Consider the following 14,774-nt stretch of genomic DNA (forward strand, 5'->3'; position numbering starts at 1 on the left):
TTCCTATATACCCTACCCTACGTCGCGCTGTAGATTGAACTGGGCTAAATTGCACTATACACCACCGAGTCTCGCTGTCATTCACAATAAGCTACAACGTCTTTTTGCTTGATCAAAAGAGCTATTAACGCTGGACACGCCACCAGCCATAAACTTAACACTGATTAGTAGTTGTTAGAATTTTCAAATTCAGCATTAAAAAATGTATCCTGAAGGGTATTCGCCATGGCCTGACAAGCCGCTGATAAAGGGTAGCGACGGCGGGTAATGATGCCAACTTGTTGGCGTATTGTCGGTTCTAATAATGGGCGACAATGGGCGCCAAGTTCATGCATTTGCGCCTGACACAATGAGGGCACAACGCTCACCCCAAGACCGTTAGCAACCATCCTACCGATAGTCACCAATTGATGCGTTTCAAATGCCGGTGTAAAGGACAAACCCAAGCGTACAAATTCGCGAGATATGAGCTGACGTACCCGAGAAGGCGCTTGCAGGCTAATAAATTCTGACTGCAATAATTGCGTAGCGCTAAGTTCCTTTAAACTTAAAAGAGAATGACCCGGTGGCAATACGGCGACAAAACGATCTTCAAATAATGGGCTAAATAACAGATCATCGCCATCAAACTGTTTCCCACTCCCCGCTTTTCCATCACTGGGATCAAAGCTAACCCCCAATTCAACGCGTCCACTGCGCACCATGGCAACCACCTCTTCGGCGATAACATCATTGAGGGTGATTTTAATTTCAGGATGGTGGGTCTTAAAGTGACGGATAGCAATGGGTAGCTGATTACTGGCAAAGGACGGCATAGCTGCAATACTAATTTTACCGGCGCGCAAGGCAAATCGCTGATGCAGACTGTCAAAAGCACCGTCCCAATCCGCAAGTAGGCGCAGCGCCACGGGGTAAAAACTTTCACCTTCTGGGGTAAGTACAAAACTGCGAGTTGTGCGAAGTAATAATGGCCCACCAATGGTTGTTTCTAATACCTTGATCGCACTACTCAACGCAGGTTGAGACAAATGGACCAGCACCGCCGCCTCTGCAAAGCTGCGAGACTGTACTACGGCAACAAAAGCACGAACCTGTTTAAGGGTAACGTTGATGTGAGCCTCCCAACATTTAATTCATAAAATCTATTAATCAATAAATTATATCCATTTGATCAATATAATCACTTGCGTCACTGTTAGCAATAACAGCGCTAATATTGAATTTTAGCGTCCCACAATAAAAACCCTGAGCGCCACCCGTTCAGATAAAACACAGCGTGAGGAGCACAAGCAATGGCTGGATTTAACAAAGTAGTAAATAGCTATGAAGATGCCATGGCGGGGCTAGAAGACGGCATGACGGTCATCGCCGGTGGTTTTGGCCTCTGTGGTATCCCAGAAAACCTAATTTCTGAAATCAAGCGCAAAGGCTGCCGCGAGCTGACTATTATTTCCAACAATTGCGGCGTTGATGGCTTTGGCTTAGGCATTCTCCTAGAAGACAAACAAATTAAAAAAATGGTGTCTTCTTACGTGGGTGAAAACAAGTTATTTGAAACTCAGCTACTCTCCGGCGAACTTGAAGTCGAACTGACACCACAGGGAACACTGGCGGAAAAAATTCGCGCTGGCGGTGCCGGCATCCCCGCTTTCTATACCGCAACCGGATTTGGTACACCTATTGGCGAAGGCAAAGAAGTCAGAGAGTTCAACGGTCGTCAATACATTATGGAAGAAGCATTAACTGGCGATTTCGCCATCGTCAAAGCCTGGAAAGCGGATCGCTACGGAAACCTTGTTTTTAGACACACAGCGCAAAACTTTAACCCTATGGCGGCAACGGCAGGAAAAATCACCGTCGTGGAAGTCGAAGAAATCGTCGAGCCCGGCGAACTAGATCCCGCCCACATTCACACGCCAGGTATTTACGTAGACCGCCTCATTTTAGGCAGTTTCGAAAAACGCATAGAACAACGCACCGTTCGCACCGCATAAGGAGAATAATGATGGCTTTAACTCGTGAACAATTAGCGCAACGTGTAGCACAGGAATTACAGGACGGTTACTACGTAAATTTGGGCATTGGCATCCCGACACTGGTAGCCAACTACATCCCTCAGGGAGTAGAGGTTATGCTGCAGTCAGAGAATGGCTTACTGGGAATGGGGCCATTCCCAACGGAAAGCGAAATAGATGCCGACATGATTAATGCCGGTAAACAAACTGTGACCGCAGCCACCGGCGCGTCAATTTTCTCGTCAGCAGAATCCTTTGCCATGATTCGTGGCGGCCATGTCGACCTAACTGTATTGGGTGCATTTGAAGTCGATATTGCTGGAAACATTGCCAGCTGGATGATTCCAGGCAAATTAATAAAAGGCATGGGTGGCGCGATGGACCTAGTCGCCGGCGCAAACAATATTATTGTTACCATGACCCACGCCAGCAAACATGGCGAGTCAAAATTGCTCACCAAATGCAGCCTCCCACTCACCGGAGCCGGCTGCATTAAAAAGGTGGTCACTGATTTGGCTTATATAGAAATTGCCGACAATAAATTTTGGTTAAAAGAGCGCGCACCGGGTGTTAGTGTTGACGATATTGTTAGACTCACCGAAGGTGAGCTAGTCGTTCCAGAACATGTGCCCGAGATGTCCTTGTAGCCATTAACGATTTGAAACCCAACAAAACACCGGAGAAAGTAACATGGTTATAGATCCAAAGCGTAAGGTTGTCATTGTCGACGCCGTTCGCACCGCTATTGGTAACTTCAATGGCACTTTATCCACCACTCCTGCCCATGTTTTAGGTGCCAAGGTCATTAGCGAGCTACTCCTTCGTACAGGAGTAAAAGCCGAACAGGTTAACGAGCTTATTTTTGGCCAGGTATTAACTGCCGGCGCAGGACAAAACCCGGCTCGACAAGCCGCCATCGCCGCAGGTCTACCTGAAACCTGCCCAGCCATGACCATCAACAAAGTATGTGGCAGTGGCATGAAAACCGTACACCTTGCAGCGCAAGCTATTCTTTGTGGCGATGCAGACATCGTTATCGCCGGTGGCCAAGAAAATATGAGCCTGTCGCCACACGTCCTCCCCAAATCCCGTGATGGGCAAAAAATGGGAAACTGGGAATTAAAAGACACAATGATCCAAGACGGCTTATGGGATGCATTTAACGATTACCATATGGGCATCACCGCCGAAAATATTGCTAAAAAATATAATATCAGCCGCGAACAGCAAGACCAGTTTGCTGCCGAATCACAATTAAAAGCGCAACAAGCCATTACGAATGGCAACTTTGTGGACGAGATCGTGCCCATCGAAATTCCTCAACGGCGAGGAGATCCCATCACTTTTGCAGTAGATGAATTTCCGCGTGCCGGCACAGATGCCGAGATGCTTAGCCGCCTACGACCCGCATTCGCCAAAGACGGTAGCGTAACCGCAGGTAATGCCTCAGGTCTGAATGACGGCGCGGCTGCCTTACTTTTAATGAGTGAAGAGAAAGCCAAGGAACTTGGACTAAGCCCACTGGCAACCATTGCGGGCTACGCTAGCGCAGGTGTCGACCCCGCGATTATGGGCACCGCCCCCATTCCCGCATCGCAAAAATGCCTTGCTAAAGTAGCTTGGAACGTTGGCGACCTTGAACTTGTGGAATCCAATGAAGCCTTCGCGGCCCAATCCATTGCCGTGAATCAAGAGATGACATGGGATACTAACATCGTGAACGTCAATGGTGGCGCGATTGCGCTAGGACACCCCATTGGCGCATCTGGCGCCCGCATCCTCGTCAGCTTGCTTCACGAGATGAAACGCAGAAATGCAAAAAAAGGACTCGCGACTCTTTGTATTGGTGGCGGACAAGGCGTTGCTATCGCGGTAACACGATAAATAACGGTTTGATGTTATAAACAGAAAAAAGGCAATACTAGTCACAAAAATGGCTAGTATTGCTTATCAAACATTCAACACCTGAAACCGTTGAGTCGCTTAACCCGCCTAAAACTGCCCCACCGACAAAGCCATGACATCATCTGAGCCAGAACGAATGGCAATCCAATGGGCGTGGACACGCGGTAAAATTTTATTAATATAAAATCCGGCAACGGAAATATTCGCCGACAAATAATCTACATCTTCGCTCTTCGACGGCATAGTGCTCGACAACATCGCCTTATCACAGAGCAATGATCCCGCGCATACATAACCCGTGAGCATAACAAAGTCGAAAGCAACGCTTTCAATAAATTCATCATCATCTTTATTGGCTAAAATCCAATCAGTTGCCGCCTGTAGCACCATGACAGCTTCCATTAAATTCAGTCCCATATCTGAGATATCACTCTCACGCCGCTGGAATTTATAGGCGTCGGTACGAATCATATGGATCATGCGTTTAATTTCAACGCCGGAATCACGAATAACTTTTCGCTTAGTAAAATCAAGCGCTTGAATTCCGTTAGTGCCTTCATAGATCGCCAAGATACGCGCATCGCGGTATAACTGAGCAGCACCAAATTCTTCGATAAAGCCCACCCCACCGTGAACCTGTATCCCCATGGAGGTCACTTCATTCGCAATCTCTGTGGACCATGTTTTCACCAGTGGCGTAACCAAAGCAAGACGAGCATCACCATCACTACCCTCCTCACTTTCAGAAAGGTCTAATTGCGCATACGCGTAATAACAGACAACACGCGCCGCTTCTGTTAAAGCACGCATTTGCATTAACATACGACGCACATCAGGGTAATTAATGATTTCCGTACCGCCTTGCACACGCTCTTTTGCGTATGCCAGTGCCTGTTGATAAGCACACTCAGACACCCCAACACCCTGCAGCGCGACCCCAATTCTTGCATGATTCATCATCGTAAACATATACGACAAACCACGCCCTTCCTCACCGATTAAGTATCCAATCGCGCCACTGTTGCCGCCGAAATCCAGCACACAGGTAGGGCTGCCGTGAATTCCAAGTTTCTCTTCAATAGATAGAGGATGAACATCATTGCGCTCAGTGAGTTCACCGTGTTTACCTAATAAATACTTAGGCACGATAAACAGCGATAAGCCGTTATTGCCTTTGGTTGCACCAGCAACCCGTGCGAGAACGAGATGTATAATATTTTCGGCAACGTTGTGATCGCCCCAACTTATAAATATTTTTTGACCCTTGATAAGATAATGCTCTCCGGTTTTCACCGCCGAGGTTCTCACTGTACTTAAGTCAGAACCCGATTGCGCTTCTGTCAGGTTCATTGTCCCCGTCCATTCTCCAGATACCAACTTAGGTAAATAGGTAGCCTTTAACTTGTCGTCACCGTGTTTAGTCAGCGCCGAGATCGCTCCTTGAGATAGTAAGCTCACCATTGAAAAGCTCAGGCTGGCCGCCATAAAATTCTCATTCACCGCACAAGCAACTAAATGCGGTAATCCATGGCCACCAAACTCCGGCGAGCAAGACACAGAGGGCCAGCCCGCTTCTGCGAAATTTTTATACAATTGACTAAAGGAGCTGGGAACAAGCACCTCGCCATTTTCAAGACGACATCCTTCGCTGTCAGCATCTTTATTAATTGGCGCAAAGAAATTTTCCGCATGAGTCGCCGCACCGCTGACAACCTCCCTAATCAATGTCATATCAACGCCTTCATAGTTGGGCAAACTATCCAGCTGGCAACTGCGTATAAGAGAACGAATGGTGTGGACAATATCATCTGTCCTTGCCTTGTAATAATTCATAATAAGTTACTCTGTGGTACTTAACTATCTAGCACATACTTATGCTCGGCCTAAACGAGACAATGCCGAATGCGTTAAATAGCGAGGAAAGATTGAAGGGTCATTCACCGAGCTCTTGTGGCCTCCTTTGAGCTCTTTAACATGCTCTACTCGGGTGATACGTCCACTCTGAAATTCATAGGCATGAAAATAGGCCCATGACCAATAAGGGTGTTTTCCGTTCATTACATTTTTTGTACCATTTTCAAACTGACAATAGCAGCCATCAAATGACCGAAAAGGCACACCCGCACGATCGAAGGTTACCATCGCCAAGGGCATCTGATTGCGCGCATCAAACCACACACGTTTCTTGCTGATCGGTGCACGAGGAAAACCAATAGGTTCAGCTTCACAAATAATCGCCTCGGGCACCATTTCAACAACACTATCAAAAAAGCTATCACCCTTAGGGCCGCCGTGAACGCCATGCTCCCAATTATCGTGATCTGAGTTCCAACCAGAAGACAAGCCAGCCAACATGGGCTGACGGCCTATCACTTTGTAATTACCCCATGCGTGTAAAGGGTCACCAGCTGCCCAAGCATCGGACAAATACAACGCCGAACCCGGCACCAAGGGTTCAAAACGTTGATTTGTCGGAAACTGACGGATACGCCTAAAGTAGGGAACATAGCCATAAAGATCAGGAAATTTATTTTGATCATAAGGCCAAACATTGAGGTAAGATGCGCCTCGCTCACTCTCTGGAGAAGTGTAAACAACGGTATTGAAACGAAGTTTATCGCGATGCTTTGGCCAATACGGTTGCGGCTCTAAAACAAGCCGCCCTACCGGTGAAAGCTCTGCCCAAACCAAATCGTATTGATAGTCAATTTCGCCAAGAGGATTAACATCGTATTCCTTCATAGCAAACAGATTTGCATCATGCCTACCCCAAGATAAGGTTAAACCAGCAAAAAGCTCCAGGGCCGAGTCGCTTCCGGGAAAGGGATGGCCACCAATCCATGGACTACCGTCGGCAACCCGAACATTGCCGGCCTTATCAAACCTTGCCATGCCCTGATTTGACAGGGTTGCGTTTTGGTATTCCCACGGCCCCATTTTCATCCAGTCGGTTGTTGTTGCCACAACCTTTAATTTACGTCCCATTTCCGAGACATGTTTATATTTAGCGGGATCTAATAATTCCTTAACAAGTTCAACATTGTCTGCGGTTATATAGTCGCCAACCTTTATTTTTCCTCGAGTATAAGACTCTATAGAGAGTAGTTCATCGGGATACGCTTTACTCACATCACCAGCAGACGCAATGGTCGACCACAGCGGAGCGAGTACACCGGCACCAGCAAAAGCTGAACCGTAACGTAAAAAATCCCGACGATTTAATCTTGATGACCATTTGTGCAAGTGCATATTAAACCCTGACAAAACAGCCGAAAGGATGAACTTTCGGCTAAAAGAAAGGAAAATTTTCAGTTAATATCGCAAAAAGACCGAGATCATTAGAATTGCATTGTCACTCGCAAAGCCAGTTCATCGGCAAAGTCTAGTGACGACACCATATTAGTGGTTGGGTTATCTCCCCATGCACTGCCATCAACATGGTTATAGAATGCCTCGACAGTCAAACCTTTACCGGGGTTCCAACGCAGGCCCGGTTGAAAAAGAACACCGCCGTCCAAGTCAATCAAAGTGGCTAATTCAATTTCAAAAATCTTATTCGCGGTCGGTTGCAAGAAACCAAAAACGATATAACTTGCATTACCCGTTTTCTCATTTTTAACGGTTGTGGTATCACCCGACGCTAGATCTTCTAAACCCACTCTGCCATAGCCACTCAAATGTCGACCAACCAAATCACTGCGATTCTTAGTTAAGGCCTGAAACACAATGTAAGTACCAGGAAGCTCCTTAAAGAAGCGATGCCATTTATCAACAACAAGGGCAACTGTGTACTCGTCTTCTTTTATTGCCTGTGATGACAAAGTCGGATTTGTAAATGTCCGCTCTGGCGTGTACTGAACTTCAAGATTAAATATCAGCTGATTAAGAAAATTATTATCGCTCTCATTGACATAACTCGCACCTAGCGCAAAATCATTTTCACGGTGATATGTCCGCTCTATATGACCACGCATACTGCCTCCAGCCGCCAGGAAGAATGTATTAAGTTGCGCCGCCGTTTCACCAACATTACCGCCTACACTGGCATACACATCCGGAGTTGCATCAAACTCTGTAATCGCAGCATTTAAACCACCGATCGCATCTAACCTCGCTTCTGCCGCATACTTAAACCACTCCTCGGCAGAATAAATACCGCCGGGGTTAACTGAAAAAGAGGTATTTGCCATCGCTTCACCAGAGTTATCATAAAGCCGACAAATGGCAGGATCATACACAGGACAGGCAACAGAGTTTGCTGGCAACTTAACGTTGTAGGCCGTATTAATCACGTTACCTACCAAACCCGTTAGCGGTTTATTAACACCAGACTTTGTCCACGCGAAAGTACCTTCTGTGGCATAGCGACTCACAAAGGAGGCTTGCCAGCCCCACTGGCCATAATCACCCTTTAAGCGAAAACCAGCCGATATTTTGTCATCGTAACCACCTGACTCATAGGCATCATGCACGGTAAATTGTGTAGGAATAATATTGTATGGCGTATTCGGATTGCCAAAGACCGATGGCTGAAAACGACCCACATAGGCATCAGCAAGAACATTCCCGCTTACTTGATAAGTCGCTCGCAACGACAGCATTGGCACCCGCTTATCTGAAAACTCTTCTAAACCACGATCCAATAAGGAATGACGCCGCAAGTCTAAACCATTCGGGGTATCAAAGACGCGGAAGAATATTGCCTGCCCCCATGCAATTTGCTGGTTACCCAAACGCAAGCTTAAATCACCTGAAGCATACTCAAGTAAAAACGTTGGAAAATAAACTTGATAGTTTTTCCCCGTCCATTCAAGTGGATTGGGGTTTCCGCCCTGATCTGCTAGGTAATCGAAATAACTTGGGGTGCCTTCATAAAGTGCTGGATTCGCATGCGGGCCAGAATCCAAGCCTCCTTGATAGTCGGCCACATCCTTGGCATCAAAAGCATCGTATATTTCAGGGTCAAACATCCCTCTTAGCCTGGCAATAAACCGCCACTCATAATTGAACTGCATGTTCATTTCAATTTCTGTACGCACTACCGCATAATTGAAATCATTGGATGTCGTCTTAATATAATCACCGCGCCGGATGGTGTCAGCAAACGGTAGCGGAGTCGTACCCCATGCACCAGCACCACCTAAACCGAGTAAGCTGCCTACGCCACTAACTGGGTTGAGCGCTGGAGGTAAGTATGCCTGACGCGAAATAGATTGATTGTTATAGTAGTTCCCACCTTGGTTATTGGGGTTTTCTTCTCCACTGGTGCTACCGGCAATTTCTGCTCGGACAAAGCCATTAAATGATACATTAAAATCTTCGAACCAGCCTTCATCATCAGCGATAGCAAGCGGGCTCAGCATGGCTAACGATATAAATGGCACAATTAATGGGCGACAAGAAACATGAAACAACTTCATAAGAAATTCCCTCTGAATACGATTTATATTTTTATTAATACTTCTAATTAGGTCTTTTTTAATTCTTATAATTAATTTCAATTATATTGGCGTTATTACCGACAACAATCGCAGACGAACCATCCTCGGAAGCGGCAGCCGACCCATACCATCCTGTTTTAATATCCAAGCCTTCTGCAGAAGTCCAAGTTTCACCATCATTAAAACTCAGCAGGATTTCCCTCATGCCCGGTGCAACAACTAACCCAGATGCCAATGAAGTAACGCCTAATAGGTTTTGGTGAGTTACTGAAGACAGCTTATTCCATGTATCACCTAAATCGTTGCTTTTGAGAATATAGCCCTCCTGTCCAACTGCAAATGCGGTTCCATCATCGCGGACATCTATAGCAGACAAAGTGGGTGATACCTCAACATCAGAACTACCACCCGCATGATTGACAGCCCATGTCAGCCCGCTATCATTGGATGCAAGAACTAAGGCGAGCTCGCCAACAATCCACGAGCGACCTGATTCATTAATTTTCACGCCGTAAAGATTGGGTTCAAAAAAACCACCAAGACGCATATCGGGGTCATGAAATGTATTGCTCCAATCGGGTGATACACGCGCCCAACTTAAACCGTTATCAGTTGACCTAAGAATTAGACCAAAAGCGCCAACCGCAACTGCGTAACCACTATTGTTTATATCAACATTAAAAATTCTTTCACTGGTTCCACTTTCTACCTTGCGCCAAGTTCCATCGTTTTCTCGTAAAACGATAACACCAAACTGGCCAACCGCGATTGCCCTAGAAGCACTAAAACTCACACCCAGTAACGATAAGGAATTGTCATTACTTTCTAATATCCAGTTTTTACCACCATCATCAGTTCGAAATATTTGACCACCAGAGCCTACGGCAAAACCTTTATCACCCTCTATGTCGATATCAAACAAGGCCTGATGAGGCGTACCACCTACGACAAGATTGGCCTTCGTATTCGTTGCAAAAGCGACATTACCCGTAAAAAATAGTACGAGTAGTATGGCCGAGCATCTTTCAATCATTTTTATCATTGTGCTAGCACCCTGAAGGAACCCGCAGGACTTAGCCTGCGGCAAAACTATTAGACCTGACCTAAGCGTTGTAAGGCCTGCTGAGTAAAGAATCGGCTATAAGCTTTATCATTATCGAAACTGAATTCAGACTTATGCCCACCTTTATTCTCCTTCTGGTGTGCTGCGCGACTCATACGACGTGTTTGCGCATCAAAGGAATGAATATTAATCCATGACCATGCTGGTGATTTTCCATCTGGACCCAACACTACCTTGTCACCTAATTTGTATTGACCAAAGTTAGTTTCAAAGTTAACCCATGGCTTGTCCTGGCGATCAAAACGGATGTTTCCGCAGTACATATTGTTACGCATATCAATATACGCTAGACGTTTTCCTACCGGTGCTCGCGGATAGCCGATTGGTTTTGACTCAAGAATGGCAACCTCTGGAGACAATTCATAATCGGTATCCCAAAAGGTGTCGCCATTAGGACCACCATGGGTGCCGGCTAGCCAATTTTCGTGGTCACCATTCCACTTGGCATTAAAACCACCGAGCATGGGTTTGCGCTCAATGACTTTATAATCACCCCAAGTAAGCATAGGGTCACCCGCTGCCCAGGGGTCAGTTAAGAACCAAGTAACACCAGGAATGAGAGGCTCAAAACGCTGATTGGTTGGGAACTGACGCACTCGGCGGAACTGGGGAAGATAGCCGTATAGCTCTGGGAATTTGGCTTGATCGTAATACCATGTAGAAAGGAACGAGCTACCGGCAACGTCCTGAGTCGAGGTGAAATACACTGTTTGGAATCGTAACAGATCATCCATATTACGGAAAACGGTGCCGTCAAGCCTAGCCTGAACCTGCAGCTCTGCCCAAATGAACTCGTAATCATAGGCCTTAGAGCCGTCTGGGTTAATCACCGTATCGTTAATTGCGTACTGATTATAATCCGCTCTCCCCCAACTCATTGCTAAATTGGCTTGTATCTCGGCACCCGTACGAGGACTAGGGAAAGGCAGACCACCCGTCCAATTCTTACCGTCTTTTGTCTTAACGTTACCTTGCTTATCAAATATAGCGGTAACACCATTATTCATATTTTCAATGGTTTTGGCATGAAATTCTGCCGGAAACATCACACTAAAATCAGTGGTTGTAGGTCGAATTCTTATTCTACGCCCCATTGTTTTAATTTGATCAAACACAATGGGATCTAGAAGTTCTTTAACAATATCAACATTCTCAGCGGTTAAATAATCTCCCGTACTGATCTTGCCTTTAGTGTACATATCGATAGACATCACTTCATCGGGATAAGCTTTTGAAAGATCAGCCCCCGCCGCAAACAATTTCTCTAAGGGCATTAACACACCTGCCGCAGCACCAGCAGCCATATTCTTTAAAAGCTGTCGGCGGCCGTAATTGTGGTCATATTTTTTAATTATCATTGACAATTCCTCTAACTGATTATCGATTTAAAAATTTATATGCACTTAATTAAGAACAAGTAACTTCTCTTCCTTTTCGTTCGGAACAACATTGCCTTTATCACCTAAATCAGCAACATCTGTAGTAAACAAACTTAAATCTACACTCTCCCCAATCATCAAATCGTCACGGGTCGCAAATCTCGGTTTGAACAGCCAAATTAACAGAGGTAACACAACGAGGGAGAGAATCATGTTGATCAACATAATGGCGACTAGAAGCAAGCCCATATCAGCCATAAATTTCAAGTCAGATAAGATGTACCAAGGCATAATGCCAAGCAACATGATAGAAGCGGTGAACATAATTGCCTTACCCGTAGTAGTGATAGAGGTAGTGATTGCATTAGCCCAGCCGACTTCATCTGAATATTCTTCACATATTCGCGACATAAGATAAATGCCATAGTCGATACCCACACCCACCCCAAGAACAGCAACCATGACGGAGTTAATATCCAAGCCGATGCCAAGAATATGCATTGTTGCTGAAAGCATAAAATTGGAGAGATTGACCGGAATCAATACAATAATCGCCGCCACAAAGGACTTGTAGGCAAAGGCAACCACACCAAATATGGCGACATTAAGAAGTGCTAATATCAACCAGTGATATCGACTAACAACGGAGTTCATTGCCTGTTGCAAAGCAATGGTTCCGGAGCCCATTCGCACGGTAAATTCTGGATGATCAACACCCACTATGTCGACGGCACGTTGAGCACTAGCCAAAGCAGCGTTTACCGTTTCTTGTTTATTGTCCTTATACCAAAGTGAGATCGTTGAATTTTGGAATTCAAAATCAGAAATATGTGAAAAGTTGATCGGGTTTGTCCCAAACACCACTGCAGTCCCCGCAGCACGGATCGCTGACGCTGTTGGATCTAATGGCAACCACTTTGGATCCCCCCCCGAAAACAGCCTATTCGCCTCCATCATATAGTCCGAAAACGATAGGGTTGCCCGAGGTGCGAGCACAGGGTCATTTTCCACGAGTGACTGTATTTGCAAAGCCGCCTCAACGACCCCAGGAGTTCGGGCTACGCGATTGTTCACATCCCGGGTTTTAGCTTCTAGAATAATTTCTAGTGTATTTACACCGGGAAAGTGATCATTAACTGCACGAATGGCCGTATTGTAATCTGACTCTTCCCATAATAAATTTGAACCCTCAACCGGATTACCAATTTCAATTTTCATTGCAATAGCTACGGCGGCTACCCCTACAGCAGCAGTGACAATTGTCGTCAATTTTGCAGCCTTACCATGGGTGCATTTAGCCAGTATATGTAAAGTCTTAAGCTGCAATGCCTGAATACCTGTTGGATCTTGCTGCGAAGACAAACGGTTAATATTACGAGGAGTGGGTAAATACGATAAGACAACCGATATCAAAAAGACGCCCGTTGGAATAATACAGAAAGCCCAGAAACCACAGAACAATGCAAATCGCTCCATTGCCGGTATCGGCGCAAGCGCAATAAATACAATACCTAAGGCATCCGTGATAACACCTAAAATTGATGGCGCCATCATAACGCCCATTGCCACTTCAGCAGACTTTCTCTTATCCTGAAGATGAGCGTAAATCTCGTAGTACCGCTCACTAAATTGAACACAGTGGGAGAAGGAACGCGCAACCAACAGCAGAGGCACAATCATTAGCAGTGGCTCAATCGGTGCTGATATCCACCCAACCAAGCCAAACCCCCAAATTGCCGCAACAGAGCTACATATAATCGGCGTTAAAGTCCCTGCTATATTTCTCATATACAGTGCCAAGGCCACAACTAGCGCAAGCAGAGTAATACCAAAAATCATATAGGTTTGTTCTTGGAGCTTATACACCCACCCAGTGAGCACCGGTTGGCCTACCACATAGATTTCGTGATTTTCATCTCGGTACTGTTCAGCTAATTTCTGTACATGTTCAAAAACAACATCGTAATCTAGTAAGTTTTCTAAAAAAGCAGCAGTTATAATTGTGGCAGTTTCGTCACCAGAAACATAAAAGGTGCGCACATTAGGACTCTGCTCTACTCGACGCCGAAAGTCTTCTAGTGCCAAAGCAGTTGATGGCACTGTATCATCCATTAGTGGCCGCATATCAACACCATTCGGTGTCGCTTCTGCATAACGGGCCTTTTCAGTAGCAATAGAAATAAGGGAGTCGTGGTTTATGCCAGGGGTTAAATCGATGGCACGTGTAAACTCCCATACTTTACTTAAGGTATTGGTATTATAAATATCACCATCTGTACGCTTTATCATAACGGTAACCGTAAGTGGGTTACCAAAATTAGGATGATCACTAAAGACTTGTACGTAAGGGTCATCCTTAGGCAACAGATCAGAAAATATGGTTTTTATTGTCAGGCCTTTCATACCAATGGCAAAAAAGACCGTGACACAAAGGAAAAATATTACTGCAATAAGTCTGTTACGCATCACCCATGCTGCTAGGCGAAATCGGTAATTATCCATTATTAATCCCTATATTCTTATAATACTATTTTATTTATTCTCAACTTATTAGGTTCTGAAAACACTGCTAAACAACGATTTTTATTTCAGCACCTGCAAAATTTTCACTCACAATAATTTGACAAGACAGCCTCTGGGAAGAGTCTCCCTCCGCTGCAAAGTCAAGCATGGCAGCTTCCATTTCGTCTGCCTCGCCAAACAAAGCGGGGTTATTCTCATCCATATAAATTCGGCACGTTCCACAAGCACAACAACCGCCGCAATCTGCATCAACCCCTTCCACCATATTATTTTTAGCTACAGACATCAGGCTATCACCAATCTTTGCCTCAACTACTTTTTTAATCCCACTGCTTTCTATGAAAGTCATTTCAATTGTGTTCTTATTTTCACTCACAGACTTATTTTC

At 45.4% G+C, this 14,774-nt stretch carries 11 protein-coding genes; 3 read left to right on the forward strand and 8 right to left on the reverse strand.

Going from position 1 to position 14,774, the window contains the following annotated elements; translation table 11 throughout:
* Window positions 1-164 precede the first annotated feature (164 nt).
* Window positions 165-1,133 (reverse strand): LysR family transcriptional regulator, encoded by a 969-nt coding sequence (locus AELLOGFF_RS11415; protein ID WP_327785486.1) that lies wholly within the window; start codon window positions 1,131-1,133, stop codon window positions 165-167.
* Window positions 1,134-1,292: 159 nt separating this feature from the next.
* Here AELLOGFF_RS11415 and AELLOGFF_RS11420 point away from each other — a divergent pair, with 159 nt between their 5' ends.
* From AELLOGFF_RS11420 to AELLOGFF_RS11430, 3 genes are read left to right on the forward strand one after another with little or no spacing between them, the layout of a single operon-like run.
* The gene (locus tag AELLOGFF_RS11420; protein WP_159268860.1) at window positions 1,293-1,994 is read left to right on the forward strand and encodes a CoA transferase subunit A; all 702 of its coding nucleotides are present in this window, start codon (window positions 1,293-1,295) and stop codon (window positions 1,992-1,994) included.
* An 11-nt stretch (window positions 1,995-2,005) separates the two neighbouring features.
* Window positions 2,006-2,662 (forward strand): CoA transferase subunit B, encoded by a 657-nt coding sequence (locus tag AELLOGFF_RS11425; RefSeq protein ID WP_159269384.1) that lies wholly within the window; start codon window positions 2,006-2,008, stop codon window positions 2,660-2,662.
* Between the two features lie 43 nt (window positions 2,663-2,705).
* The gene (locus AELLOGFF_RS11430) at window positions 2,706-3,899 is read left to right on the forward strand and encodes an acetyl-CoA C-acetyltransferase (RefSeq protein ID WP_159268861.1); all 1,194 of its coding nucleotides are present in this window, start codon (window positions 2,706-2,708) and stop codon (window positions 3,897-3,899) included.
* A 108-nt stretch (window positions 3,900-4,007) separates the two neighbouring features.
* On the opposite strand, the gene AELLOGFF_RS11435 is transcribed toward AELLOGFF_RS11430, so the two are convergent.
* From AELLOGFF_RS11435 to AELLOGFF_RS11465, 7 genes are all read right to left on the reverse strand, one after another.
* Window positions 4,008-5,753: an acyl-CoA dehydrogenase gene (locus tag AELLOGFF_RS11435; protein WP_159268862.1), complete on the reverse strand. Its 1,746-nt coding sequence runs from the start codon at window positions 5,751-5,753 to the stop codon at window positions 4,008-4,010.
* 39 nt (window positions 5,754-5,792) lie between these two features.
* On the reverse strand, window positions 5,793-7,169 hold the full coding sequence (locus AELLOGFF_RS11440; RefSeq protein ID WP_159268863.1) for a DUF1329 domain-containing protein: 1,377 nt from the start codon (window positions 7,167-7,169) through the stop codon (window positions 5,793-5,795).
* 89 nt (window positions 7,170-7,258) lie between these two features.
* Window positions 7,259-9,340 carry a DUF1302 family protein gene (locus AELLOGFF_RS11445; RefSeq protein WP_159268864.1) on the reverse strand — a complete coding sequence of 694 codons (2,082 nt, stop codon included), beginning with the start codon at window positions 9,338-9,340 and terminating at the stop codon, window positions 7,259-7,261.
* A 58-nt stretch (window positions 9,341-9,398) separates the two neighbouring features.
* Complete coding sequence (locus AELLOGFF_RS11450; protein WP_159268865.1) at window positions 9,399-10,403, reverse strand: WD40/YVTN/BNR-like repeat-containing protein; 1,005 nt, start codon at window positions 10,401-10,403, stop codon at window positions 9,399-9,401.
* Between the two features lie 50 nt (window positions 10,404-10,453).
* Window positions 10,454-11,842 (reverse strand): DUF1329 domain-containing protein, encoded by a 1,389-nt coding sequence (locus AELLOGFF_RS11455; protein ID WP_159268866.1) that lies wholly within the window; start codon window positions 11,840-11,842, stop codon window positions 10,454-10,456.
* A gap of 45 nt (window positions 11,843-11,887) precedes the next feature.
* Window positions 11,888-14,365 (reverse strand): efflux RND transporter permease subunit, encoded by a 2,478-nt coding sequence (locus AELLOGFF_RS11460; protein WP_159268867.1) that lies wholly within the window; start codon window positions 14,363-14,365, stop codon window positions 11,888-11,890.
* A gap of 67 nt (window positions 14,366-14,432) precedes the next feature.
* A complete protein-coding gene (locus AELLOGFF_RS11465) occupies window positions 14,433-14,762 on the reverse strand; it encodes a 2Fe-2S iron-sulfur cluster-binding protein (RefSeq protein WP_200842648.1) in 330 nt (109 codons plus the stop codon).
* Window positions 14,763-14,774: the final 12 nt, after the last annotated feature.

Origin of the sequence: Zhongshania aliphaticivorans, assembly GCF_902705875.1 — a bacterium.
Classification (GTDB): Bacteria; Pseudomonadota; Gammaproteobacteria; order Pseudomonadales; family Spongiibacteraceae; genus Spongiibacter; species Spongiibacter aliphaticivorans_A.

Excerpts from the sequence above, each read along its gene's own strand:
- AELLOGFF_RS11420 (WP_159268860.1), top strand. The coding sequence starts at position 1,293 with ATGGCTGGATTTAACAAAGTAGTAAATAGCTATGAAGATGCCATGGCG.
- AELLOGFF_RS11425 (WP_159269384.1), top strand. The coding sequence starts at position 2,006 with ATGGCTTTAACTCGTGAACAATTAGCGCAACGTGTAGCACAGGAATTA.
- AELLOGFF_RS11430 (WP_159268861.1), top strand. The coding sequence starts at position 2,706 with ATGGTTATAGATCCAAAGCGTAAGGTTGTCATTGTCGACGCCGTTCGC.
- AELLOGFF_RS11435 (WP_159268862.1), bottom strand. The coding sequence starts at position 5,753 with ATGAATTATTACAAGGCAAGGACAGATGATATTGTCCACACCATTCGT.
- AELLOGFF_RS11440 (WP_159268863.1), bottom strand. The coding sequence starts at position 7,169 with ATGCACTTGCACAAATGGTCATCAAGATTAAATCGTCGGGATTTTTTA.
- AELLOGFF_RS11445 (WP_159268864.1), bottom strand. The coding sequence starts at position 9,340 with ATGAAGTTGTTTCATGTTTCTTGTCGCCCATTAATTGTGCCATTTATA.
- AELLOGFF_RS11450 (WP_159268865.1), bottom strand. The coding sequence starts at position 10,403 with ATGATAAAAATGATTGAAAGATGCTCGGCCATACTACTCGTACTATTT.
- AELLOGFF_RS11455 (WP_159268866.1), bottom strand. The coding sequence starts at position 11,842 with ATGATAATTAAAAAATATGACCACAATTACGGCCGCCGACAGCTTTTA.
- AELLOGFF_RS11460 (WP_159268867.1), bottom strand. The coding sequence starts at position 14,365 with ATGGATAATTACCGATTTCGCCTAGCAGCATGGGTGATGCGTAACAGA.